The sequence below is a fragment of the Paraburkholderia sp. Ac-20347 genome, from assembly GCF_017104805.1.
GTDB classification, from domain to species: Bacteria; Pseudomonadota; Gammaproteobacteria; order Burkholderiales; family Burkholderiaceae; genus Paraburkholderia; species Paraburkholderia tropica.
This window is the reverse complement of sequence record NZ_JAAGPN010000047.1, coordinates 1-24,209: the sequence shown is the minus strand read 5'-3', so window position 1 is coordinate 24,209 and position 24,209 is coordinate 1. Positions and strand designations below refer to the sequence as shown.

14 protein-coding genes are annotated in these 24,209 nt (G+C 67.5%); 9 read left to right on the top strand and 5 right to left on the bottom strand.

Annotation, left to right across the window (positions count from 1 at the left end):
• Nucleotides 1–7: 7 nt before the first annotated feature.
• On the bottom strand, nt 8–2,878 hold the full coding sequence (gene glnE, locus G3N97_RS12015; RefSeq protein ID WP_205993406.1) for a bifunctional [glutamate--ammonia ligase]-adenylyl-L-tyrosine phosphorylase/[glutamate--ammonia-ligase] adenylyltransferase: 2,871 nt from the start codon (nt 2,876–2,878) through the stop codon (nt 8–10).
• A gap of 397 nt (nt 2,879–3,275) precedes the next feature.
• Here glnE and G3N97_RS12010 point away from each other — a divergent pair, with 397 nt between their 5' ends.
• From G3N97_RS12010 to aroG, 4 genes are all read left to right on the top strand, one after another.
• Nucleotides 3,276–7,769: an AsmA-like C-terminal region-containing protein gene (locus G3N97_RS12010; protein ID WP_205993405.1), complete on the top strand. Its 4,494-nt coding sequence runs from the start codon at nt 3,276–3,278 to the stop codon at nt 7,767–7,769.
• 82 nt (nt 7,770–7,851) lie between these two features.
• The gene (locus G3N97_RS12005; RefSeq protein WP_205993404.1) at nt 7,852–8,715 is read left to right on the top strand and encodes a carbon-nitrogen hydrolase family protein; all 864 of its coding nucleotides are present in this window, start codon (nt 7,852–7,854) and stop codon (nt 8,713–8,715) included.
• An 82-nt stretch (nt 8,716–8,797) separates the two neighbouring features.
• On the top strand, nt 8,798–10,264 hold the full coding sequence (tldD, locus tag G3N97_RS12000) for a metalloprotease TldD (protein WP_205993403.1): 1,467 nt from the start codon (nt 8,798–8,800) through the stop codon (nt 10,262–10,264).
• A 465-nt stretch (nt 10,265–10,729) separates the two neighbouring features.
• Nucleotides 10,730–11,803, top strand: coding sequence for a 3-deoxy-7-phosphoheptulonate synthase AroG (aroG, locus tag G3N97_RS11995; protein ID WP_065057150.1), 1,074 nt, complete (start codon nt 10,730–10,732; stop codon nt 11,801–11,803).
• Nucleotides 11,804–11,855: 52 nt separating this feature from the next.
• Here the strand turns inward: aroG and G3N97_RS11990 are convergent, their stop codons facing one another.
• The gene (locus G3N97_RS11990; protein WP_241030538.1) at nt 11,856–12,815 is read right to left on the bottom strand and encodes a glycosyltransferase; all 960 of its coding nucleotides are present in this window, start codon (nt 12,813–12,815) and stop codon (nt 11,856–11,858) included.
• 456 nt (nt 12,816–13,271) lie between these two features.
• Here G3N97_RS11990 and G3N97_RS11985 point away from each other — a divergent pair, with 456 nt between their 5' ends.
• Entirely contained in the window at nt 13,272–14,438 is a 1,167-nt protein-coding gene (locus tag G3N97_RS11985) for a glycosyltransferase (protein WP_346778057.1), read from the top strand.
• Between the two features lie 77 nt (nt 14,439–14,515).
• Here the strand turns inward: G3N97_RS11985 and G3N97_RS11980 are convergent, their stop codons facing one another.
• Nucleotides 14,516–15,763, bottom strand: a complete 1,248-nt coding sequence (locus G3N97_RS11980) for an oligosaccharide flippase family protein (protein WP_205993402.1) — start codon at nt 15,761–15,763, stop codon at nt 14,516–14,518.
• 305 nt (nt 15,764–16,068) lie between these two features.
• Between G3N97_RS11980 and G3N97_RS11975 the strand changes: the two genes are divergently transcribed.
• Entirely contained in the window at nt 16,069–17,400 is a 1,332-nt protein-coding gene (locus G3N97_RS11975) for a glycosyltransferase (RefSeq protein ID WP_205993401.1), read from the top strand.
• Between the two features lie 18 nt (nt 17,401–17,418).
• On the opposite strand, the gene G3N97_RS11970 is transcribed toward G3N97_RS11975, so the two are convergent.
• On the bottom strand, nt 17,419–18,624 hold the full coding sequence (locus G3N97_RS11970; RefSeq protein ID WP_205993400.1) for an acyltransferase: 1,206 nt from the start codon (nt 18,622–18,624) through the stop codon (nt 17,419–17,421).
• Between the two features lie 333 nt (nt 18,625–18,957).
• On the opposite strand from G3N97_RS11970, the gene G3N97_RS11965 reads away from it, so the two are divergent.
• From G3N97_RS11965 to G3N97_RS11955, 3 genes are all read left to right on the top strand, one after another.
• Complete coding sequence (locus G3N97_RS11965) at nt 18,958–20,379, top strand: hypothetical protein (protein ID WP_205993399.1); 1,422 nt, start codon at nt 18,958–18,960, stop codon at nt 20,377–20,379.
• Nucleotides 20,376–21,614, top strand: coding sequence for a glycosyltransferase (locus G3N97_RS11960; RefSeq protein ID WP_205993398.1), 1,239 nt, complete (start codon nt 20,376–20,378; stop codon nt 21,612–21,614). The genes G3N97_RS11965 and G3N97_RS11960 overlap by 4 nt, the downstream gene beginning before the upstream one ends.
• 164 nt (nt 21,615–21,778) lie before the next feature.
• Nucleotides 21,779–23,083, top strand: a complete 1,305-nt coding sequence (locus G3N97_RS11955) for a polysaccharide biosynthesis/export family protein (RefSeq protein ID WP_241030537.1) — start codon at nt 21,779–21,781, stop codon at nt 23,081–23,083.
• 122 nt (nt 23,084–23,205) lie between these two features.
• Here G3N97_RS11955 and G3N97_RS11950 read toward each other — a convergent pair whose 3' ends face one another.
• Nucleotides 23,206–23,874 (bottom strand): DapH/DapD/GlmU-related protein, encoded by a 669-nt coding sequence (locus G3N97_RS11950; RefSeq protein ID WP_241030536.1) that lies wholly within the window; start codon nt 23,872–23,874, stop codon nt 23,206–23,208.
• Nucleotides 23,875–24,209 lie beyond the last annotated feature (335 nt).

Below are 24,209 nucleotides of genomic sequence, written 5' to 3'. Positions count from 1 at the left end.
CCTCCCCTCACCCCTCCCCAAACACCCGCTTCCACAACGCGAGCACCGTCTCGCGCTCGCGCTCGACGCGCGCCGGATCCACGCGCGCCGTCTCCATGCCGTCGAGCCGCAGCTGATGCTGCAGCTTGCGATACAGCCGGTACGCCGCGCCGATCGTATCCGCCTCCGCCTCGCTCATCAGCCCGAAGCGCGACACCTCGCGCAGCAGCGCGATATTGCCGGTATTGCGGATCAGCTCCGGGTCCTGCGCCGCGTGCAGCAGCACCCAGTACTGCACGAGAAATTCGATATCCACCATGCCGCCGCGATCGTGCTTCAGATCGAACAGCTCGGTGCGATTCGGATGGCCGTCCTCGACGCGCTGGCGCATCTGCACGATCTCCTGTGCGAGCGGCGCGGCGTCGCGCGGCGTGGTGAGCACCTGCACGCGGATCGCCTCGAACGCGTTGCCGATGCCCGCGTCGCCCGCCGAAAAACGCGCGCGCGTCAGCGCCTGGTGCTCCCACACCCAGGCCGTATTCGCGGCGTCGCCTTCGCGTAGCTGATAGCGGCGGAACGCGTCGAGATCGGTGACGAGCAGCCCCGATTCGCCGTTCGGCCGCAGCCGCAGATCGACGTCGAACAGCGTGCCCGCGCCCGTCGCGGTCGTGAGCCAGGTGATCAGGCGGCGCGCGAAAGTCGCGTAGATTTCGGCGGCGCGCTCGTCCTCGTCGTCGTAGAGAAAGATGATGTCGAGGTCCGACGCGTAGCCCAGTTCCTTGCCGCCCAGCTTGCCGTACGCGATCGCCGCGAAGCGCGGCACCTCGCGGTGACGTTTCGCGAACTGCTTCCAGACGGTTTCGATGGTCGCGTCGAGCACCGCGTCGGCGAGCTCCGAGAGGCGGTCGCTCACGTGCTCGACCGAGAGCCGTCCGGCCAGATCGTTGAGCAGGATGCGGAACACTTCGGCCTGGTGCGCGTGGCGCAGCAGGTCCATTTGCTGCTCGACGTCGGCGGCGGCCGCGAGGCGCGCGCGCAGCAGGCGCGAAAACTCGGGCCAGTCGAACGGCGAGGAAATCGCTTCGTCGTCGAGCAGTTCGTCGAGCAGTTGCGGATGGCGAATCAGATAGCCCGACGCCCAGCGCGACGCGCCGAGCACCTTGAGCACGCGGTCGAGCGCATCCGGGTATTCGGTCAGCAGCGCGAGATAGGCGCCGCGCCGGATCACCGTTTCGAGCAGGTCGAACATGCGCGCGAGCGTGACGCCGCGCCGCGCGCGCGGCTCCAGCGTGCGCGCCGCGTCGAGCGCGCGCTGCGCGACGACGTCGAAACGCTCGCGACTCTTTTCGGGCAGGCCCGTGTAGCGCGACGAGGTCCACAGCCCGCGCAGGCGCGCAAGCAGCGGCGCCGGATCGTCGATACCGAGTTCCGCGAGACGTTCGAGCAAGGCGCCGTCCGCGCTTTCCTCGGTGAGCGCGCCGCTCCACACCCACGCCGCCGCGCCGTCCTCGGGCGCGCCGCAGCCGCTTTCGCCGGCCACCTTGTCGGAGAAGATCTGGTCGAACTGGCGCTCGACCTTTTCGCGGTGCGCTTCGAGCACGCTCATCAGCGCGGCGTAGTCGGCGAATCCCATCGACTTTGCGAGCGCCGCGCGTTCGGCGTCGTCGACGGGCATCGCGTGCGTCTGCGCGTCGTCGCGGTATTGCAGGCGGTGTTCGAGTTCACGCAGGAAGCTATAGGCGAGCGTGAGGTCATGGCAGACCTCGGGCGCGATCAGGCCGCGCGCCGCCGCGTAGCCGAGCACGGCGAGCGTCGGGCGCACGCGAAAGCCCGCGTCCTGGCCGCCGCGAATCAGCTGGAACACCTGGGCGCTGAATTCGATTTCGCGGATGCCGCCGCGCCCGAGCTTGATGTCGTCGGCCTTGTCGGGACGCATCATGGCGCGGCGCTGCGCTTCCTGACGGATCTGCAGATGCAGCGAGCGGATCGCGCTGATCACGCCGAAATCCAGGTAACGCCGGTACACGAATGGCTTCACGAGCGAATCGAGCTGCGTGGCGAGGCGCTGCGCGCTGTCGCTGTCGCGCTCCGACACCAGCCGCCCCTTGATCCACGCGTAGCGCTCCCACTCGCGGCCCTGCACGTAAAAATATTCCTCCAGCATGCCGAGGCTGCACACGAGCGGGCCCGAGTCCCCGTTCGGCCGCAGCCGCATGTCGACGCGGAACACGAAGCCGTCCGCGGTCACGTCCGAGAGCGCGCCGATCAGCCGCTTGCCCACGCGCGTGAAGTAGTCCTGGGTGGCGATCGGCGAGCGCTGGCCGCCGGTGGTTTCGCCGTCGTCCTCGTAGACGAAGATCAGGTCGATATCCGACGACACGTTGAGCTCGCGCCCGCCGAGCTTGCCCATGCCGACCACGCCGAGCGTGAGCTTCTCGCCGTTCGGGCCGCGCGGCTCGCCGAACACGGTTTCGAGATCGGCGCTCACGACCGCCAGCGCGCGCTGGATCGTGACTTCGGCGAAATCGGTCATCGTGCCGGTGACTTCGGCGACGTCGGCGACACCGCCGAGATCGCGCTCCATCACCGCGCAGATCACTTCCACGCGAAACTGGCGCAGCGCGGTCTTCAACTGTTCGTCGGTGAGGGCGATCGGTGCTGCTTGAGCGACTGCCTGAGCGTCTGCTTGAGCGACTGCCTGAGCGGGTGCGCCGCTTGCTGCGTCACGCGTCTGGCCGCTCGCCTGCGCGCACAGCGCGTCGAGCCGGGCGACGATGCGCTCGCGCGTGAGCGGCGCGGCGGCGAGCGCTTCGACCTGGGCTTCGAGGCCGGGACGGGCCGCATAAGCGCGCGCCGCATAGCGCGAATAACTGGAACTCAGAAGGGGAATGTCAGTCATGAAAGCCTGGCCCGGCGGAATAAGCGGAGATAAACGTCGATGATCGCGCGGATGAAAGATGCACGGGAAAGGGAAAATACACGGGACGCACGTTGGACGCACGCAAAACACGCGCGAACCGCGAAGCGACGAAGATGACGCGCATGAGGATCCGCTATGACGTTTTGCTGTGACGTTCCGTTGCAAGGCTTGCAAACGCCAGACACGAAGCCTGAGCGCCCGCGCTTCGCCCGCAGCATTGCGCCGGACACCGAAGCGCGCGTCACCCGCCCTGCCCGTCATGTAAAAACCCGCGCGCCACGGGCCATCCCGGCTTCCCCGGATGGCCTTGTATACGGCCCTGTGTGATACATTTCGTCGTCAGATCGCAACGCTACCATACCCCACCCGCCGCAGCATGTCCGAGCGTAACGACCCCGCCGGCCCGCACCCCACCGGACACGCCAGCCGGGAAAGTGCAGACGCGGGCTCCCAGCATCACCACCCGGTACTCCGTCACACGCTGCGCGTGCTGGCGTGCATCGCGCTCGTCCTGTATTTCATCGTTTCGGTGCTGCTGCTCGGTCTGCGCTACATCGTGCTGCCGCATGTGGACGACTTCCGTCCGCGCATCGAAAAGCTCGTTTCCGACAAGATCCACGCCGATTTCCGCATCGGCAAACTCTCGCCGCACTGGTCCGGTTTCCAGCCGGGCATCGACGTGGCCGACCTCACGATCCGCAATCGCCAGGGCCAGCTCGCGCTGAACGTGCCGCATGCGACCGCCTCGGTGTCGTGGCGCTCGCTCGTGCTGTTCGAGCCGCTGCTGTCGAGCATGATCGTCGAGCGGCCCGACGTGCTGATCACGCGCGAAGACGACGGCACGCTCACGGTCGCGGGCGTGCCCGTACCCACCGCGCATACCGGCAACGCCACCTTCACGACCTGGCTGATGCGCCAGGAAGCCATCGTGCTGCGCGGCGGCACGCTGCGCTGGGCCGACGCCACGCGCGACGCGCCCGAGCTGAAGCTGTCCAACATCCGCCTCGCGATTCTCAACGACGGTTACGACCACCGCATCGCGCTGCAGGCGCCCGCCGAGGGCACGGTGCTGCACGGTCCGCTCGATTTCCGCGCGCAGTTCAAGCACTCGCGCCTCGCGCCCGCCGGCAAGCCGAACACCTGGAGCGGCAACGCCTACGTCTCGACCGGCCCCGTCGATCTGCCCACGCTCGCGCGCTACGTTCCGCTGCCGATCATGACCTATGCGGGTCGCATCGACAACGCGATCTGGGCGCATTTCGACAACGGCCGCATCGAGTCCGCCGATGGCGTGCTCAGCGGCAACAATATCGCGCTGCGCGTGAAGCCCACGCAGCCGCGCCTCGATCTGCCGGTCGCCGGTTTCAACTGGCGCATGGGTCTCGCGCCCGGCGACTTCACGCTGCAACTGCGCGACTTCCACGCCGAACTCGGCCAGCCGCCGCTCGAAGACGGCACGCCGCTCGTGCGCACGCTCGCGCTCACCACGCTCGACGCGCGCTTTCGCCAGCAATCGCTGCAGGCGGGCCAGCTCGTGAGCGTGCGCGGCGACCGCATCGACCTGGGCATCCTCGCCGAATTCATGCGCGCGCTACCGCTGCCCAACCGCGTGCAGAACGCGCTGGTGCGCTTCAATCCGCAAGGGCTCGTCGCCGATTACGAACTCGCGCTCGAACGCGCCGCGCCCGAAGCGGGCGAAGCGGCCACCGAGCAGCGCACCACGGCGGCGGAGCCGATCCTGCACTACCGCTTCAAGGGCGATCTGCAGGGCATCAGCGTGGCGGCGCAGGAACCGGGGCCGGGCCTCACGCCGCGCAATCACCCGCGCGCGGGTCTGCCGGGCTTCGAAAATCTCTGGGGGCATATCGACGCCGACGAATCGCACGGCACGATCCGCCTCGACGCCTCGAAGTCGGCGGTCACGCTGCCCGGCGTGTTCGACGATCCGCGCCTGACCTTCGACAGTCTGTACGGCACGGCAAAATGGACCGTGGCCGCGCAGCGCAATCCGGGCGACAAGCTCAAGGCCTTCGCCGTCGACGTAACCGAGCTGGGCGTGCAGAACGCCGACGCGCGCGCCAAAATGACCGCGCACTACACGAATCCGGGCCACGGACGCGGCGCGCTCGACCTCATCGCGCATTTCGACGAGGCCAAGGTCAACGCCATCGCGCGCTATCTGCCCACCAGCATCAGCGAGAAAACGCGCATCTATCTGGGCCACGGGCTGCAGGCGGGCATCTCGAAAGGCGCGACCATCGAGATTCACGGCGACCTCGCCAAATTCCCCTATTCGCGCGATCCGGACGCGGGCCAGTTCCGCATCGTCGCGCCGTTCCAGAACGGCCGCTTCGATCCGTCGCCGTATCCGCCCAAGACCATGCGCAACGGCGTGCCCAATGTGTGGCCCGCGTTCGACGGCATCGACGGCGTGTTCACGCTCAAGGAAAAGGAACTGCGCTTCGACGTGGCGCGCGGCCATTACCGCGACTTCGTGCTGCGCGACGTGAACGGCCGCATCGACGAACTCGGCGTCAAGGGCTCGGATCTCGTGATCCAGGGCGCGGGACGCGGGCCGCTCGCCGACCTGCTCGCCTATGCCGATAACAGCTCGATCGGCGCGCTCTCGAAGCACGCGCCCGCGAAGGTGCGCGCGCAAGGGCCGGCCACGCTCGCGCTCAAGCTCACGATCCCGCGCAAGCCGATGCCGAAGGTGCTGGTGGCGGGCGCGATCGGCTTCGAGAACAACACGCTGGCCGCCGACAACGTGCCGCCGCTCTCCGCGCTCAACGGCAAGGTACGCTTCACGAACCGCAGCGCCCAGGTCGAGCGCCTCACGGGCCGCTTCCTCGGCGGCGACCTGCGCGCGAACGGCGGGCTGCGCGAGGACGGCCGCTACAAGCTGGACGTGGCGGGCAACGTGGCCGTCGATGCGGCGCGCGGGCTCAATCTGCACGGCACGGCGGCGGCGGTGCTCGACCGCTTCTCGGGCACGGCGCCCTACTCGCTTTCGGTGGACGGCGCGCGCGGCCATCTGCCCGACGTGAAGGCGAGTTCCGATCTCACCGATCTCGCGATCGACCTGCCCGCGCCGTTCGGCAAGGCGGCGGGCGCGCAGATGCCGCTGCGCTTCGATCTGCAACCGGGCACCGGCGACGCCGGCGATGCGGGCACGGTCGCCAGCGCCACCGACGACGCGAATTATCAGCACGCGGAACTCGCGCTCGGCCCGCTCGCGGCGCGTTACGTGCTGCGGCGCAATCCGGGCCATGTGCCGGACGTGGTGCGCGGCGCGATCGGCATGAACAAGCCCGCGGATCTGCCCGCCGAAGGCGTGACGGCAGCCGTCGATCTGCCCGCCTTCGACGCCGACGCCTGGCGCCTCGTGGTCCAGCAACTGCGCGGCAGGGCGGCGGCGAGCAACGCGGCCGTTGCGCCGGAACATGCCGATCAAGCCGCTCAAGCCGCTCACAACGAAGCCGCCAGCACCGGCGCTCCGGCGAACGCGGCCGCGACGGCCATGACGAACGGCGCCTCCAGCCCCGCCGCGACGAGCGCGGCCAACGCCGTGGCGAATCCGGCGAGCGGCGCGTCGGTCAATGCGCCGAACACGGCGGCCAGCGCTTCCGCCAACATGCCGGCCAGCGCGGCAAACGTTGCCGCCGCCCCGATCGCCCCCGGCGGCGCGTTCGCGCAGTACCTGCCGTCGCGCTTCGCAGTCCACGTCGGCATGCTGACGCTGCTCAAGCGCCACTGGGAAAACGTGATCGTCGGCGCCTCGCGCAGCGGTGAGCACGGCAACGAATGGCAGGCCAATCTGGCTTCGAACCAGGTCTCGGGCCACGTTTCGTGGAAGCCGGGCGCCGTGCCGGGGTCGCCGGGCACGCTCGAAGCGCGCCTCGCCCGTCTGGTCGTGCCCGCCGCAACCGAAAACGACCTGCTCGGCCAGGCGGTCTCGCAGCCCGCGCAGAACATGCCGTCGATCGACCTCGTGGTGAACCAGCTGATCGTGCGCGGCCGCGACCTCGGCCGTCTGCAGATCAACGCGCACAATGACGACGAGAACGGCGTGCCGGTCTGGCAGCTCGACAAGCTCGACATCCTGAACCCGGACGCGCATTTCACGGCCACCGAAAGCTGGCGCGCGATCGGCGACGAAACCGCGCCCGCCGACACGGCCGGCGGCGCGTCGCAGACGCCGCGCCGCACCGCGCTCGATTTCCACGTCGACATCAAGGACGCGGGCAAGCTGCTCGAACGCGCGGGCGTCGCGCACGCCGTCAAGAACGGCGAAGGCACGCTGACCGGCAATCTGGTCTGGCGCGGCGGCCCCACGAAGATCGACTTCCCGACGCTCAACGGCAATCTCGCGCTCGACCTGCGCCACGGCCAGATCCTCAAGATCGATCAGGGCGTGGCCACGCTGCTCGGCGTGCTGAGCCTGCAAAGCCTCGCGCGCTTCGCGACCATGGACTTCCGCGACGTGATCGGCCAGGGGCTGCCCTTCACGAGCATCACGGGCACAGGGCAGATCGAGAACGGCATCGGCCGCACCAGCGACTTCCGGCTCGTCACCGCGCCGGGCCGCGCGCAGATGCAGGGCACCGTCGATCTCGCGCACGAAACCCAGGATCTGCGCGTGCATGTCGTGCCCACGGTGAGCGCGGGCGCGGGCGTGGTGGTGGCGGCGATCATCAATCCGCTGCTCGGTCTCGCGGCGCTGGCCGGCGACATCGCGCTCTCGCACACGGTCGAGTCGGCGTTCGCGCGCGACTACGCGATCACGGGCTCCTGGGCCAAACCCCACGTCGAGCGTCTGCGCGGCGATCAGGGTAAGATGGACGCGCAGGTCCCGGCGGCGGCGCATTGAGGTCCGGATCACGGAACCCCTCCTTGCTGGCGCGGCCGCCCGAACGGGCCGGCAACGAACACCGTCCACTCACGAGCCGCCGATGAGCGAATCTCCCTCCCACGCCGCCACGTCCACCCCACCGATCACCCCGTTCCGCGTCGCGGCGCTGCAGATGGTCAGCACGCCCGATCCGGCGCGCAATCTCGCCGAAGCCGAACGCCTGATCGCCGACGCCGCCGCGCAGGGCGCGCAGCTCGTGCTGCTGCCGGAGTACTTCTGCTTCATGGGCCACAAGGACACCGACAAGCTCGCGATCCGCGAAGCCTACGGCGACGGCCCGATCCAGCGTTTTCTCGCCGATGCCGCGCAGCGCCACGGCGTGTGGATCATCGGCGGCACGCTGCCGCTGAAAGCGCCTGAGGAAACCCGCGTGCTCAACACCACGCTCGTGTTCGACCCGAGCGGCGCGGAGCGCGCGCGTTACGACAAGATTCACCTGTTCAACTTCGAGAAAGGCGCCGAATCGTTCGACGAGGCGCGCACCATCCGCCCCGGCACCGAGGTGCAGACCTTCGATGCGCCGTTCGGCCGCGCGGGCCTGTCGGTCTGCTACGATCTGCGCTTTCCCGAGCTGTACCGCCGCATGGGCGGCCAGGACGGCTGCGCGCTGATGGTCGTGCCGTCGGCGTTCACGTACACCACGGGCCGCGCGCACTGGCAGATCCTGCTGCGCGCCCGCGCGATCGAGAACCAGTGCTACGTGCTCGCCGCGGCGCAGGGCGGCACGCACGAGAACGGCCGCCGCACCTGGGGCCACAGCATGCTGATCGACCCGTGGGGCGAGATCGTCGACGTGCTCGACGAAAACCCCGGCGTGGTGATCGGCGACCTCGACCTCGACCGTATCGCCGCCGTGCGCGCGAGCCTGCCTGCGTGGCGGCATCGCGTGCTCGACTGTTCCTGACGAACCCGGGCGCGCCACTTGAATTGAGCGCACCGCGCCCGAATCTTCCTTCACAGACTCATCGATTGATCCCACTGAGCGCATGAACATCATCGAACCCGGCATCCGCAATCTGGCGACCGCGAAGGACTTGCTCCTCACGCCCTACGGCCTCGACGAGGCAGTGCTCACGCGCACGCTCGGCGAGATCTTCACGCACCGCGTCGACTACGCCGACCTCTACTTCCAGACCACCCGCAGCGAAGCGTGGAGCCTGGAAGAAGGCATCGTGAAGTCGGGCAGCTTCAGCATCGACCAGGGCGTGGGCGTGCGCGCGGTCTCGGGCGAGCGCACCGCGTTCGCCTACTCCGACGACCTCTCGCCCGAAGCGATCCGCCAGGCGGCCATCGCCACGCGTTCGATCGCCCAGGCCGGCGGCGGCAAGCAGAAGATCAAGGTGGCCACCTCGCTCAAGGGCATCGCGGGCCGCGATCTGTACCTGCCGTCCGACCCGCTCGGCTCGCTCGAAGCCACCGAAAAGGTCAAACTGCTCGAACGCATCGAGCAGATGGCGCGCGGGCGCGATCCGCGCATCACCCAGGTCATGGCGGGTCTCGCGGGCGAATACGACGTGGTGCTGGTCGCGCGCAGCGACGGCGCGCTTGCCGCCGACATCCGTCCGCTCGTGCGCGTCTCGGTCACGGTGATCGCCGAACAGAACGGCCGCCGCGAAGTGGGCAGCGGCGGCGGCGGCGGCCGCTACGACTACGGCTATTTCACCGACGACGTGCTCAGCAAATACGTCGACGACGCCGTGCACGCGGCGCTCGTGAACCTCGAAGCGCGTCCGGCGCCCGCAGGCGCGATGACCGTCGTGCTCGGACCGGGCTGGCCCGGCGTGCTGCTGCACGAAGCCATCGGCCACGGTCTGGAAGGCGACTTCAACCGCAAGGGTTCGTCGGCGTTCGCGGGCCAGATCGGCCAGCGCGTGGCGGCCAAGGGCGTCACCGTGGTCGACGACGGCACGATTCCGAATCGCCGCGGTTCGCTCAACATCGACGACGAAGGCAACCCGACGCAGTGCACGACGCTGATCGAGGACGGCATTCTCAAGGGCTACATTCAGGACTCGCTCAACGCGCGCCTGATGAACATGCCGGTGACCGGCAACGCGCGCCGCGAGTCGTACGCCGCGCTGCCGATGCCGCGCATGACCAACACGTACATGCTGAACGGCGACAAGGACCCGCAGGAAATCCTCGCCTCGGTGAAGAACGGCCTCTACGCCGTGAACTTCGGCGGCGGCCAGGTCGACATCACGAACGGCAAGTTCGTGTTCTCGGCGTCCGAGGCGTACATGATCGAGAACGGCAAGATCACCTACCCCGTGAAGGGCGCGACGCTGATCGGCAGCGGCCCGGAATCGCTCAAGTACGTGAGCATGATCGGCAACGACATGCGCCTCGACTCGGGCGTGGGCGTGTGCGGCAAGGAGGGCCAGAGCGTGCCGGTGGGCGTCGGCCAGCCGACGCTGCGCATCGACCGCATGACGGTCGGCGGCACGGTTTAAGGCAGGCGTGCGCGCGGGTCGCTCCACGCGCACGATGCGTGGCGATGCGGAAATTCCGCACCGCCACGCGGATTTTCTGCATCGCACCGCACCATTGCGCGGATAATCCGCTTTTTCGCGCAAACCCGCTTGCCAGCCGCGAGAGCGCCGGGGTATAAAGGCAATCACCCTTTTCGACGTAACGAACGCTTTTTCAGCGAAACCGTTTTAAAGACACCCAATCCGCCATGTTCGCCACGAAGTTTTATTTTTACTTCTTTTGGTATCTCAGACCGCTGGCGGATCGAGAGGGTTGATAGTACGCGCAGGACCCCGAACACACGAGAAACCGCCAGCAAAGCCTGGCGGTTTTTTTTCGTCCCGCACTTTTCGTGCATTGCCTCAGAGCCGCATTTTCATCTAACCGATTTTTGAAGCACCGTCCGACCGACGCACGCTACGCACCCAGGATCAGGAGAAAACAACATGCCCCCGCACAACACCGACGATGTCCGTATCCGCGAACTGAAGGAGCTGACGCCGCCCGCGCACCTGATCCGCGAATTCCCGTGCTCGGAAGCCGCTTCGACGCTGATCTACGAATCGCGCCGCGCGATGCACCGCATCCTGCACGGCATGGATGACCGGCTGATCGTGATCGTCGGACCGTGCTCGATTCACGACACGAAGGCGGCGGTCGAGTACGCGAAGCGCCTCGTCGAGGAACGCAAGCGCTTCAAGAACGAACTCGAGATCGTCATGCGCGTGTACTTCGAAAAGCCGCGCACGACGGTGGGCTGGAAGGGGCTCATCAACGACCCGTTCATGGACAACAGCTTCAAGATCAACGACGGCCTGCGCACGGCGCGCGAACTGCTCGTCTCGATCAACGAACTGGGCCTGCCCGCGGGCACCGAATACCTCGACATGATCAGCCCGCAGTACATCGCCGACCTGATCTCGTGGGGCGCGATCGGCGCGCGCACGACCGAGTCGCAGGTGCACCGCGAACTGGCTTCGGGCCTCTCGTGCCCGGTCGGCTTCAAGAACGGCACGGACGGCAACGTGAAGATCGCCGTCGACGCGATCAAGGCCGCGTCGCAGCCGCACCATTTCCTCTCGGTGACGAAGGGCGGCCACTCGGCCATCGTCTCGACGGCGGGCAATGAGGACTGCCACGTGATCCTGCGCGGCGGCAAGACGCCGAACTACGACGCGGAAAGCGTGAACGCCGCGTGCGCCGACATCGGCAAGGCGGGTCTGGCCGCGCGTCTGATGATCGACGCGAGCCACGCCAACAGCTCGAAGAAGCACGAGAACCAGATTCCCGTGTGCGCCGACATCGGCCGCCAGATCGCGGCGGGCGACGAGCGCATCGTCGGCGTGATGGTGGAATCGCACCTCGTGGCGGGCCGCCAGGACCTCAAGGAAGGTTGCGAGCTCACCTATGGCCAGAGCATCACGGACGCGTGCATCGGCTGGGAAGACAGCGTGAACGTGCTCGAAGGTCTCGCGGAAAGCGTCAAGCAGCGCCGCGTCGCGCGCGGCAGCGGCAATTAAGCGGCAATTAAGCGGCAACCAGGACGTCGAGAAACAGCGTGCGGCGCGGGCTTCAAAGCCGCGCCGCGCGCTCCGGACGCACGGCGCCGATGCACAGATCGGCGATGCCGATCACGTTGCCGATCAGGCGTCCGCGCCGGTCGAGATGCGCTTCGGGCCGCATCGACTTCAGGCAGTTCATGCCGAGCGCGCGCACGATGTTGCTCGCCGTTTCCTTGCGCGACATCACGCCCTTGCGGCACAGATACATCGCGTTGACCACCTGCGAATAGCCGTAGCGGCGGCCCGAGACGCGTCCGCCGCGCAGGCCCAGATGCACGCCGAGCAGATAGTCGCAATAGGCGAGCCGTCCGCTGCGCGCGAGGCGTCGCGAAAAATCCTTGTCCTCCAGCCAGCCGTAGAGCACGAGCCGTTCATCGAAACGCAGATCGGCGATCGCGTGTGCGCGACATGCCATGTTGCAGCCGTAAAGCTCGTCGCAGGGACGCAGCGGCGGCCGCTGGCGCGCTTCGTCGTGCGCGCCGTCGATGAGCGCGAGCGCTTCGTCCCACGTCGCCGGCTGACCTTGCGCGCCGTCGCGCAGCGTGCGCCCCGACACGCCGACAAGCCCGCTATCGGCCTCGAACGCCTCGATGCATTGCGCGATCCAGTGACGCTCGGGCGCGAAGTCGTCGTCGAGAAAAATCACGATGTCGATGTCCGGCGCGAGCGCATCGAGCGCGCGATTGCGCTGCACGCTCGACCCCGCGCTGCCGATCAGCACATCGACGCGCAAGCCCTCGGCGTCGTAGGGACCGAGATCGTCCTCGCAACTTGCCGAGAGAATGATCTGCGCGGGCGGCACCGTCTGCCGCGCGAGCAGACGCACAGCCCACGCGGTGGCAGCGGGGCGGCCCTTGGTGGCGATCACGGCGGCGACGCGCGCGCCTGTCGCGGTGGCCGTGCGCGCGTGCTGCGTGGTTGCGCCGTCCACGAACGAAGGTGGGGATGCATCGGCTGTGATCATCGTCATCGGTTTCTCCGCATTCGCCGGGACACACGACAGCCGCTGCGCATTTCGCGTGCGCAACCTACATCACGCGCGTGTTCATCCGCTCGCTTCGAGATTACCCGAGGTCGATGTCGTCTCCGAGTCGCCAGAAACAAGTTGTCCGAAACATTCTATTCATCGGCTGAATACAACGAAAGGTTGTCGAACGCCAATCAAGACCCGCAATCGCAAACGCGCATCCCGCCAATCTGCCCGTCTGTTTACGCCATTTTCCGCACTTTTTCCGTGCGTTTATCGATACCGCATCGCCCATAGCGCGGCCTCGCGGGCGGCGCGGTTTCAATAGAAATTTTCGGGTTCCACTTTTGCTACGGCTCGCCTACAACATTCTGAGGATATGAAAATTTGACCGGCGCACGGCCGGATTCCCGAGACACTCGTCCCCTTTTGACCGCGTCTGCACGCTGGAGCCAGGCTGTGGAAAACAAGATCGTTTCTTCCGGGACGAGCCTCTACGCACAGGACCACGAGGCGTGCAGCGCCGTGCGCGACCGGCCGGTCGTCTTCTACGTGCAGCCGCTGATCGCGCGCTATCGCGTCGAGGTGATCGAATCGCTGAACCGCATGTTCTGCGTGAAGGTGTTCGCGTGCTCGGAAGGCATGGAGGCGAACGGTTTTTCGCGCGAGCGGCCCGATTGCGAGGAATTCGTCGAGACGCGCATTGCGGGTCTATCCTCGCGGCGCATCCGCATGCAAAGCCGCGTGCTCACGCGCATCGTTCTCGAACGTCCCGACGCCGTGCTGATTTTCGCGGATGTCCGTTATCTCTCGCTCTGGCTCGCGCTCATCGCGGGCCGCGCCATGCGCGTGCCGGTGCTGATCCACGGTCAGGGGCTGTATCGCCACAAGCATGCGGGATTCGTGCGCGCGCTCTGCTACCGGCTCGCGGTCGCGCTCGCGCAGCGCTACGTCTGCTATACCGAGACGTCGCGGCGCTCGCTCGTGAGCATCGGCTGTCCGGCGCGCAAGCTCGTGGTCGCCAACAACTCGCTCCAGGTTTCGTCGACGGTCGAGCCCGGCGCGAAAACCGGCACGGAAAACGGCGTGCTCTTCATTGGGCGCTTACGCGAGAATTCGCAGATCGAGGGCTTGATCGAGGCGATCGCGCAATTGCATCGCGAAGGCTGCGATATCGCGCTGCATGTGGTCGGCGGCGGCGAGCATGCCGCGAGTCTGCAGCGCCGCTATCGCGACCGCAGCGACGTGATCTGGTACGGCGCGCTCTACGACGACGACACCATCGCCGCCATCAGCCGCCGCTGCCGCGTGGGCTGCTATCCGGGCTCGGCGGGGCTGTCGGTCGTGCATATGTTCGCGCTCAGTCTGCCGCCCGTCGTGCACGACCGGCTGCGTCAGCACATGGGACCGGAGCCGGGCTACGTGGAAGACGGTCACACCGGCTTTCTGTTCCAGCGCGACGGCGGCGTCGCGGCGCTCGCCGCCACGCTGCGCCGCGCGTGGGCGCTGCCGCCCGACGCGATGCGCGAGATGGCCACGGCCGCGCACGCGGCCTATTGCCGGCTCAACACGCCGACGCTCGGGCATCAGCTGGCGGAAATCGTCGAGGCGTCGCTGCGGGCTTGAGTGCGTCTGAGTCGCATTTGACGCATGCGGCACGTCTCGCCCGACATCGACGCGCATCGACACTCAGTGCACAAGCGTCAGCGCTTGCGCCACGCGCGATACAGCATCCAGCCCGCGCCCGACGCAAGACCCAGCGTCATCGACCACGCAATGCCCATCACGCCCCAATGCTGCGTAGCGATCGGCACGCTCACCGCGAGCGTCGCGACCTGGATCAGCGACGCGACCGTGACCGCGCGCGCATCGCCGACCGCGCGCACATACGACGCGAGCACCGAATTCAGCGCGCTGATCGCCATGTTGATGACGAAGATCCGAAACAACGGCACCGCCGACAGCCACGCCGCGCCGAGCACGAGCGAGAACAGCGGCTCGGCCGCGAAACGCAGCACGATCACCACGACCGCGAGACCGAGCGCCGTCACGCCGAGATAGATGCGGAACAGCCGCGCGGCCGCCTGCGCGCCGCCGCGATGATGCGCGGCGAAGGTCGGAAAGAGGTATTGCGACATGGCGATGGCGGCGTCGGCGAGCAGCATCTGCGCGAGCTTCGACGACATCTGCCACGCGCCCAGTTGCGCCGGCCCGAGCAGCTTGCCGACCACCACTTTGTCGAACTGGTTGGTGATGAGGATGATCACGCTGCTCGCCCAGATCCAGCGCGAGAAACCCACGTAATGGCCGATGCCCGACCAGCGCAGCCGGATCGGCGGACGCGGCGCGAGCGTGGTCCACGTCAGCACGCTCTTGAAGGCCTCGCCGACCATCATGCCGAGCAGCAGCGCGTACGGTCCCATGCCCGTGAGCGCGAGACCCACGCCGACCGTGCAATCGACGCACGCGGCGGCGATCTCGATGCCCGCGATATGCTGGAAGCGCCGCTCGCGCTGCGCAATGAAATACGCGGGAGACGCGAGACCGCGCAACAGCGGCAACAGCGCCGCCAGTTGAACGAGACCGAGCGCGCCGCCGAGATGGAATTGCGCGTCCATCAGCGGCGCGCACGCGACCAGCAGCAGCGCGATCAGCAGGCCGCGCGTGGCGAGCGTGGTCCAGACGCTACCGGTCTGATCGCGCGTGGGCGGCGTCGGCCCCTGGATCACGGCCTGCGCGAGCCCGGTATCGGAGAGCGCTTCGGCGATCGCGACCGCGAGCAGCGCCACGCTCGCGAGACCGATCGCGGACGGCCCGAGAATGCGCCCGATCACCAGAAATTTGACGGCCACGAGGCCGCGCACGACGACCTGCTGCAGCAACACCCACGTCGCCGCGCCGGGACCGAACCCCGCCTTGACCGGCCACGCCGGCACCCGCATCGCGCGCAATCCGCTTCTCCTTGTTCCTGTACTGATGCAGCACTCGCTCGTGCAGTGCGCGCGTGAACGGCGCGCAGCGTCGGCCCTGGGTCTCGCGGGGCCGACCTCTGGACGTTACCGCGGCGCAAATGTCACCAGACGCCATCTGCCAGGCGGAATCGGACGCGCGATGTTGCAGCGCGTTGCGCGTACCGCATCGCGCACGCGCCGCTGACTCTCCAGGCGTTTTCGGCCAACCCGGCCCGCATTTTGGCGCGTGGCGCACGCGCGTCGCTGCTATGGTGAAACGCACAATCCTCAGACAGGCCGACCACATGGAAACCGTGTCGATCGCCAGATACCGCCGTGACGATGCCGATGACGTCGATTCAGCCGATGCCGTCACAAGCGACACCGCCAGCGACGGCACGACGGCCGAAGGCGAGTGGGTCGCGATCATCGAACCCAACTTCACGGGCCACCGCTGGCGCTACGTCGAGTGGGTCGCGCAGGCCTGCGTGGAAGGCGGCCATCGTTGCCTCGTCGTCACGGACACGGCTTACGCCGAGCACCCGCTCGTCCAGCGCATCCTGCGCGAGGCGCGGCCCGATCTGCGCGTCGTGCTGCTCGATCTGCATACGGTGCCGCGCGGCCTGCAATACGCGTGCAGCGTGTACATGCGCTTTCGCGACTTCTACGCGCGCGCGCTCGCCGACATCAGTCGCATGACGCGCGTGAAACTCGTGGTCGTGCCCTACGCCGACTATTTTTTCTACACGCTCGCGGCGCTCGACACGCCCTTCGGCAAGACGCCGTGGATCGCCATCGTGATGGGCATGACGTTCCATCACGCGCAGGCGGGGCTGCGCACGCCGCGCCGTCCGTTCGTCGATCTCGTGAAGTCGGTGCTGTTCCGGCGCGGCCTGCGCGCACGCGGTCTGCGCACGCTGCTCACCATCGATCCGACGCTGCCGGACTGGCTCGCGCGCATGACGCGCACGGCGGCGTCGCCCGAATCGACGCCGCGCGCGAACTCGCGCTCGACGCGCCTCGCCTACGTCGCCGATCCGTTTCCGGAGATCGACGCCGTCGATCCGCAGATCGCGCGCGCGCGTCTCGGGCTCGATGCGCGTACGCGCTATCTGCTCGTGTATGGCGCGATCGGCGAGCGCAAGGGCATCCGCGAACTGATGCAGGCGCTGATGCGCAAGGGCGACGCGCCCTGCCTCGTGATCGCCGGTCAGCAGGACGACGAAACGCGCGAATTCATCAACGCGCACGCGCCGCATCTGACGCCCGCGCCGGTGATCTTCGACCGCTTCGTGCCCGACGACATGGAACGCGATCTGTTCTCCGCCTGCGACGCCGTCTGGCTCGGCTACCACAAGCACTACGGCATGAGCGGCGTGCTGGTGCAGGCGTATCGCTTCGGCAAGCCGGTGCTCGCGAGCGCCGACGGGCTGATCGGCTGGTTCTGCCGCGACGGCGCGCTCGGTCCGCTGCTCGACGATCTCGAACCCGCCACCATCGCCCACGCAATCGACACGCTCGCGCAAAGCTGGAGCACGCGCGCGCCCGGTGCGGGCATCGCGCGCATGGACGCGCATCTGCTCGCGCGCAACACGCTCGATCAGTTCAAGCACACATTGCAGGACGCGATGGTGTGAGGGTTTTGAACGCGTTCATCAAGCCACGCCGCCGATCTTGCCGTCGACATCGGGCGTGCCGGAAGCCGGCGCGGTCGTGACCGGACCCGGCGCGGTCGGCGCGGAGGCCGCGCTCGCGCGGGCCGGACGGCGGTCGGGAAACACCGCATCGCGCAGACGCAGGAACGGAAACTCGATCGCGCGCGTCGTCACATAACCGAGCACGATCGCGACGAAGAACTGCGCGCCGAGCACGACCGGCCACGCGGCCAGCGCGGGCACGTGCAGCGCCGCGAGCTTGCGGATCAGAAAGTCGCCGGGCGCGAGCGCGAGCGAATGCCAGAGGTAAATCCCATACGAATACACGCCGAGCCACGCAATCGCGCGATACAGCCATGACGCGCGCAAGCCGCCCGAATGTTCGAGCACGAGCACGAGCAGCGCGCAGAAGCCCGCGGCCTGCAGCGTGAAGCCGATGCTCTCGTCGAGCGCCACATGACGCGTCGCCAGCGTGAGCCACGCGACGAGCAGCAGCACCGCGCCCACGAGCCAGCCCTTGCGCGCGGCGATCCCGCGCCAGACCTCGGGCTTCATCCAGTAGACGGTCGCGAGCATCACGCCGAACAGCAGACTGTCGATGCGGTACTGCGTGTAATTGAACGCGGCGTCGAGATTGCCGCTCGCCACGGCGATGCTGCGCGCGCCGAGCACGAGCGTGCACAGCACGGCCATCACGCCGATCAGCGCGTTGGCGCGCAGCCGGAAATGCGCGAGTACGATCAGCAGCGCGGGCAGAAACAGATAGAAATGCTCCTCGACCGCCAGGCTCCACGTCTGCGCAATCGAGGTGCCGAAATAGTTCTGCAGATGCGTGAGGTTCTGCCACAGAAAGGTATCGCGCGGATGCCGCCCGGCCACCACGTGAAAGAGAATCAGCGCGTAATACGCGGGCCAGATCTTGAAGATGCGGCGCACGATGAAGCGACGCGCGGCGATGCGTCCGTTCTGCGCGTACTGCCGCAGCAACAGCCCGCCGACCAGAAAGCCCGAGAGCGTGAAGAACAGATTGACGCCTTCGTGACCGAAGCTCTTGAGCGGATATTCGATGATGTCGACCCACGCGTAACCCGTGTGGACCGTATGAAAGTGAAAGCCCATCACCGCGAGGATCGCGATGCCGCGCACGAAGTCGAGTTCGATCGAACGTCCGCGCACCGCGGGCGGCGTGCCGCGCAACAGATTCATGACGCCTCCTCGCAATGGCGATCCCCGACGCGGGTTGATTCGCTGCTTCGCTTCGATAGCCGACGACGCGCCAACCGACCCGCGCTCCGGCATTCGGCGCAGCGCCCTAGCCGACCCCATCTTGCGCAAGGCCGCCTGTCGGCGTGCGCCAACTTCCCGGCGTTCTCGGCCAGACGCACGGTGACAGATCGATCATTTTTTTTCAGCCGCCACAATTCTGTCCCTTCGCGCCAGCGTCATGGCAACGCGTTCGCTGCGTTTTATATTGGGGCGAAACTCCGCATGCGGCGTCGGCCGCCTGCGCAACCACGCACCGCACCGGGAGGAACGCCGATGCGCAACAAACATGCGGTCCTCTGGATCTGGCTGTGCTTTCTGCCGCTCGCCTTCGACTACAAGGCGCCCGACTCGCAGTTCGGCCACAGCGCCCAATGGCTGGTGGTGTTTCCGGCGCTGGCCGCCGCCGCCATCCTGATGATGATCGGCCCGCGCTTCACGCGCGAGTCGCGGCTGCGCTCGTTCGTCACGGTCATGCTCGCGCTGAGTCTCGGCGGCAGTCTCGTCGCGCAACTGCTCCAGCACAATCCGGTCGGCAATTATCTGCGCGTGATCCTGCCGTTCCTGCTGTTCGCGCTCGGCTACTTCGCGATGTGCCGTCCGTGGCATCCGGTGCGCATCGCGCAGATACAGAACGCGCTCTACTACGCGAACGTGCTGGGCCTCGTCTTCACGTTCCTGTTCGGCATGTTCGCCGTGGGCGGGCCGCTGTCCGACATCCGCTTTCGCATCGTCTCGCCGACCATGCTCGCGTTGCAGGCGATGCTGCTGCATCAGTTCATCGTCGCGCGGCGCTTCTCGGTGTGGATGGTGCTCGTGTTCCTCGCCACGCTCGTGGTCGAGCTGCTGAGCGTCACGCGCAGCCTGCTGCTCGCGACCGTGCTGCTGACGATGTTCGCCGCGTGGCTCGCCGCGCCGTCGATCAGTCATCTGATCAAATCGGCCGTGCGCACCGGCGCGGCGCTGCTGTGCGTGGTGGCGCTCGCGGTGGGCACCGCGTGGCTGTTCCCGTCAATCACGAATCACTGGTCGCAGCGCATCTTCGCGGCGCAGAACTCCGACTCGGACCGCGACCCGACCACCATCACGCGCATCGCCGAAATCCGCGATCAATACGATCAGGTGACGGCATCGGCGGAAACGCTGCTGTTCGGCAAGGGCTACGGCCACGTCTACCGCTATTCGCCGATCTATTTCCCCTACGTGCGCGAGACCTTCAGCAAGGCCGATTACTTCGACACCAGCGATTGGGTCGCGGGCCACAACTTCTGGGTCTATCAGCTCTACGCGGAAGGCGTCGTGTTCGGCGCGTGCATGCCGATCGCGGTGCTCGTCGCGCTCGTCGCGGCCGGACTCGCGTTCCGGCGCTGGCATCGAATAGCGCCGCGCGAGCCACTGCTGATGCCGTTCAGCATGGCGATCCTGATGCTGGCCGCGCTGCCGGGCGCGTCGATCGGCGGCAATCCGCTCGGGCCGCGTTTCTCGGGCCTCATGTACGGCGTCGCGCTCGGTCTCGTCGTCGCGCTGTATTCGCAGCTTCATTACCGTCTCGACGTGCTGCGCCGCCGCGCCCACGCCGATCCGTACTCGCATCCCCCGCAACGCCCGCGCAGGCACGAACGCACCGAGCCCGCCTTTCGTCCCCCGGCGCCCGCGCCGGCGCCGCTCACTCCCTACGCGACTCCGGAGCCCCGATGAAAATCCTGCACCTCGTGTCCACCGTCGATCCACGTTCGGGCGGTCCCATCGAAGGCGTGCGCCAGAGCGGTCTTGCGATGGCGGCCCTCGGTCATCGCATCGAAGTCGCCTCGCTCGATCCGATCGACGCGCCCTATGTGCGCGATTTTCCGCTGCCGCTGCACGCGCTCGGTCCGGCGCGCGGCCATTACGGTTACTGCCCGTCTTACCTGTCCTGGCTGCGCGAGAACGCCACGCGCTTCGACGCCGCGATCGTGCACGGTCTCTGGCAATACCACGGCTACGGCGCGTGGCGCGCGCTGCGCTCGACGCGTCTGCCCTACTACGTCTACGCGCACGGCATGCTCGATCCGTGGTTCCGCATCACCTATCCGCTCAAGCATCTGAAGAAATGGGCGTATTGGCCGTGGGCCGAATACCGCGTGCTGCGCGACGCCGCCGCCGTGATCTTCACGACCGAGGAAGAGCGCGTGCTCGCGCGCGAATCGTTCTGGCTGTATCGCGCCAACGAACGCGTCGTGCCGTTCGGCACGAATCCGCCCGCGCTCGACGCGGACACGCTGCGCGAGGAGTTCCTCCGCGCGCACCCGCATCTGCGGAACAAGCGCATCGTGCTGTTTCTCGGGCGTCTGCATCCGAAGAAAGGTTGCGATCTGCTGGTGCACGCGTTCGCCGAACATGCGCGCGCGACGCCCGACGCCCATCTGCTGATGGCCGGCCCCGACAAGAACGACTGGCAGCCCGCACTGCAGGCGATCGCGCAGACGCATGGCATCGCGCATCGCGTCAGCTGGCCCGGCATGCTGCAAGGCAATCTCAAGTGGGGCGCGTTCCACGCGAGCGATGTGTTCGTGCTGCCCTCGCATCAGGAGAATTTCGGCGTGTCCGTGGCCGAGGCGCTCGCGTGCGGGCTGCCCGTGCTGGTGTCGGACAAGGTCAACGTGTGGCGCGAAATCGAATCGGACGGCGCGGGCTTCGTCGCGCCCGATACGGTGGCGGGCACGGCCGGGCTGCTGTCGGCCTGGCGCGGTCTCGACGAGCAGCAGCGCGGCGTGATGCGCGCGCAGGCGCAGCGCACCTTCGAAACGCGCTACGCGATGAGCGGCATGGTGCGCTCGCTGCTCGCGCTGCTGCACGACCATCCTTCGCATGCCGCCGCGCGTGCGCGCACGCAGCGCGCGCTGCACGTCGATGCGGCCGAGCAGCCGGAAGCGACGGCCACGTTGCGCAACTGAAATCGTGTTGCAAACAAGCCGGATACAACACGGCGGATCACACAGATAACGATTGAACAATCACACGCGGCGCAGCCAGGCCGCATGGCGACGGAGCGGCGCTGCACGCGATGGCGATGCGCGCCGGCCGGGGGTGAGCGATTCCTGAACTGAGGGGACAAGCTATGTCACACAGCATACCGGGTGTTTCGAGCGTGACGAGCGCCGACGCAGCGGCACTCGCAGACACACACATCAACGCCAACATGAACGCACAAGCAGACGCACAAACAGAACAACAAGCACGCGCCGGACGGCGCGCAACACGTGGATCGCGCGGCGCACTGGGCGCGGCGGCGGCACTCGCGGCACTCGTTTCGCTGGTCGCGGGCTGCGCGTTCTCGCCGGGCATGACCGCGCCGTCGAGCGTCACGCAGGCGAAAGCCGCCACCGAGGCGGCGCAGTCGGGCGGGGCGAACAACGACGCGCCGCCGCCCAACGCGCTCGTCGAGATCAACCCCGCGCTGATCGCGAAGGAACACGCCGCGCGGCCTACCGTCGTGCCCAACGACGTCGAGTCGCTGTTCGGCACACCCAAGCCCTACACGCTCGGTCCCGGCGACGTGCTGTCCATCGTCGTCTGGGATCACCCCGAAATGAATCTGCCGACGACCTCGTCCGGCAGCAACGGGCAGCAGGATCAGAGCACGAGTCAGGTGGTGTCGGGCTATACGGTCGATTCGACGGGCACGATCCAGGTCGCGTACGTCGGGCCGATTCACGTCGCCGGACTGACCGAACTCGACGCGCGTAATCTCGTCGCCAGCAAGCTCTCGTACTATCTGCACAATCCGCAGGTGACGCTGCGCATCGAGGCGTACCGCAGCCGCCGCGTCTACGTGGACGGCGAAGTGCGCACGCCGGGCCTGATGGTGCTCAACGACATGACGATGTCGCTGCCCGAGGCGATCAACCGCGCGGGCGGCTTCACGGCGGCGGGCGACCGCTCGCGCGTGAGCGTGACGCGCGGCAAGAAGACGGTGCTCGTGAACATTCCCGACATGATCAAGAAGGGCGTGAATCCCGACAACATCATCCTGCAGAACGGCGACCTGATCCGCGTGTATTCGGAGAACGACAGCAAGGTCTACGTGCTGGGCGAAGTCGGGCATCCGGGCAGCATTCCGCTCGACAACGGCCGCCTCACGCTGAACGAAGCGCTCGGCAACGCGGGCGGCATCAGCCAGGGTTCCGGCGACGCCTCGCAGGTCTACGTCGTGCGCGGACAGAAGGAAGGCCATCGCACCGTGTATCACCTCGACGCTTCGTCGCCCGAATCGATGGCCACCGCCGACGAGTTCGAGCTGAACCCGAGCGACGTGATCTTCGTCGACGCCTCTTCGCTCGTGAAGTGGAGCCGCGTGGTGAACCTGATCCTGCCGAGCACGCAGGCGGCTTCGGCGGGACGCGCGGTCGGCTATGGGTATTGATGGTATTGATCGACGCGCGATGTTGAACGCGCGCGCGTAACATCGCGCGCGGCATGCAAAACGGGCCCTGTTTCAAGGGCCCGTTCTGTATTTCACGGCGGCGCGATCACACGATCACACGCTCACTCGAACCGCCGGCGAATGAACCGGCACGGATTGCCGCCGTACACGCCGCCCGCCTCCAGCGAGCGATGCACGACCGACAGCGGCGTGACGACCGCCGAGCGCCCGATGGTCACGCCCATCTGCACGACGCATTTCGACGACACCCACACGCCGTCCTCGATCACGATCGGCGCGACGCGCAGGTCCATGTTCGTGCGCATGTCGTGCGAGCCCGCGCTCAGAAACGCGCCCTGCGAGAGACACACGTTCGAGCCGACGCGGATGGGCGCCTGGTTGTAGAGCCAGACGTCGACGCCGATCCAGCAATTGTCGCCCAGTTCGAGATTCCACGGCGCCTTCACGCGCATCGGATGCACGAGCCGGCAGCCCTGTCCGATCTTCGCGCCGAACAGCCGCAGCAGTCCCACGCGCAGCGCCGAGAACGGCAGCAGCCGGTTGTCGAGCACACAGGTCTCCACGACGTACCACGCGGCCTGCACGAGCTTGCCGCGCCGCGCGACATAGTTGCCCTTGCCCGCGCGGCTCAGATCGATCACGGGGAGATCCGCGGGCGTGCTGGACGCGGTTGCCGATTCCTGCGCGCGCAACGGCGGCGCGGCACTTGCTGCGTGCGTCGCGCCGCCCGCATCGTGCCGGGCGGCGAGTCCTTCGACCAGATCAGCCATAAGCGCTCCTCGCCCGTTCGGGTCTGTGCGGGTGACGGCTCCATTATCCGGCGACGACCGGCGCGCCTCGCACGCGTGGCCGAGATGGCCGGGGTTTTGGCGCAGCGGCGCGACGCCGCGCAGGCACCATGCAAGCATGGCGCCGCACCGTTCGCGGCGCGCGGGAACCATGCTCATGACCACGCTTCGCCGTTCGGGTCCATCGACTTCATCGCTTGCCGCGTCCGGCAGGCGCGGCGCGCTGCGTTGGCCCGCTGACTTCGCCGCACGGACGACGATGCTGCTCGCCCTCTGCGCGGCGCTCGCCGCGTGGCCGTCGCTGACGCGCGCGCAGG

What these genes read in the sequence shown, in the direction of transcription:
- glnE (WP_205993406.1), bottom strand. Translation starts at nt 2,878, where the DNA reads ATGACTGACATTCCCCTTCTGAGTTCCAGTTATTCGCGCTATGCGGCG.
- G3N97_RS12010 (WP_205993405.1), top strand. Translation starts at nt 3,276, where the DNA reads ATGTCCGAGCGTAACGACCCCGCCGGCCCGCACCCCACCGGACACGCC.
- G3N97_RS12005 (WP_205993404.1), top strand. Translation starts at nt 7,852, where the DNA reads ATGAGCGAATCTCCCTCCCACGCCGCCACGTCCACCCCACCGATCACC.
- tldD (WP_205993403.1), top strand. Translation starts at nt 8,798, where the DNA reads ATGAACATCATCGAACCCGGCATCCGCAATCTGGCGACCGCGAAGGAC.
- aroG (WP_065057150.1), top strand. Translation starts at nt 10,730, where the DNA reads ATGCCCCCGCACAACACCGACGATGTCCGTATCCGCGAACTGAAGGAG.
- G3N97_RS11990 (WP_241030538.1), bottom strand. Translation starts at nt 12,815, where the DNA reads ATGACGATGATCACAGCCGATGCATCCCCACCTTCGTTCGTGGACGGC.
- G3N97_RS11975 (WP_205993401.1), top strand. Translation starts at nt 16,069, where the DNA reads ATGGAAACCGTGTCGATCGCCAGATACCGCCGTGACGATGCCGATGAC.
- G3N97_RS11970 (WP_205993400.1), bottom strand. Translation starts at nt 18,624, where the DNA reads ATGAATCTGTTGCGCGGCACGCCGCCCGCGGTGCGCGGACGTTCGATC.
- G3N97_RS11965 (WP_205993399.1), top strand. Translation starts at nt 18,958, where the DNA reads ATGCGCAACAAACATGCGGTCCTCTGGATCTGGCTGTGCTTTCTGCCG.
- G3N97_RS11960 (WP_205993398.1), top strand. Translation starts at nt 20,376, where the DNA reads ATGAAAATCCTGCACCTCGTGTCCACCGTCGATCCACGTTCGGGCGGT.
- G3N97_RS11955 (WP_241030537.1), top strand. Translation starts at nt 21,779, where the DNA reads ATGTCACACAGCATACCGGGTGTTTCGAGCGTGACGAGCGCCGACGCA.
- G3N97_RS11950 (WP_241030536.1), bottom strand. Translation starts at nt 23,874, where the DNA reads ATGGCTGATCTGGTCGAAGGACTCGCCGCCCGGCACGATGCGGGCGGC.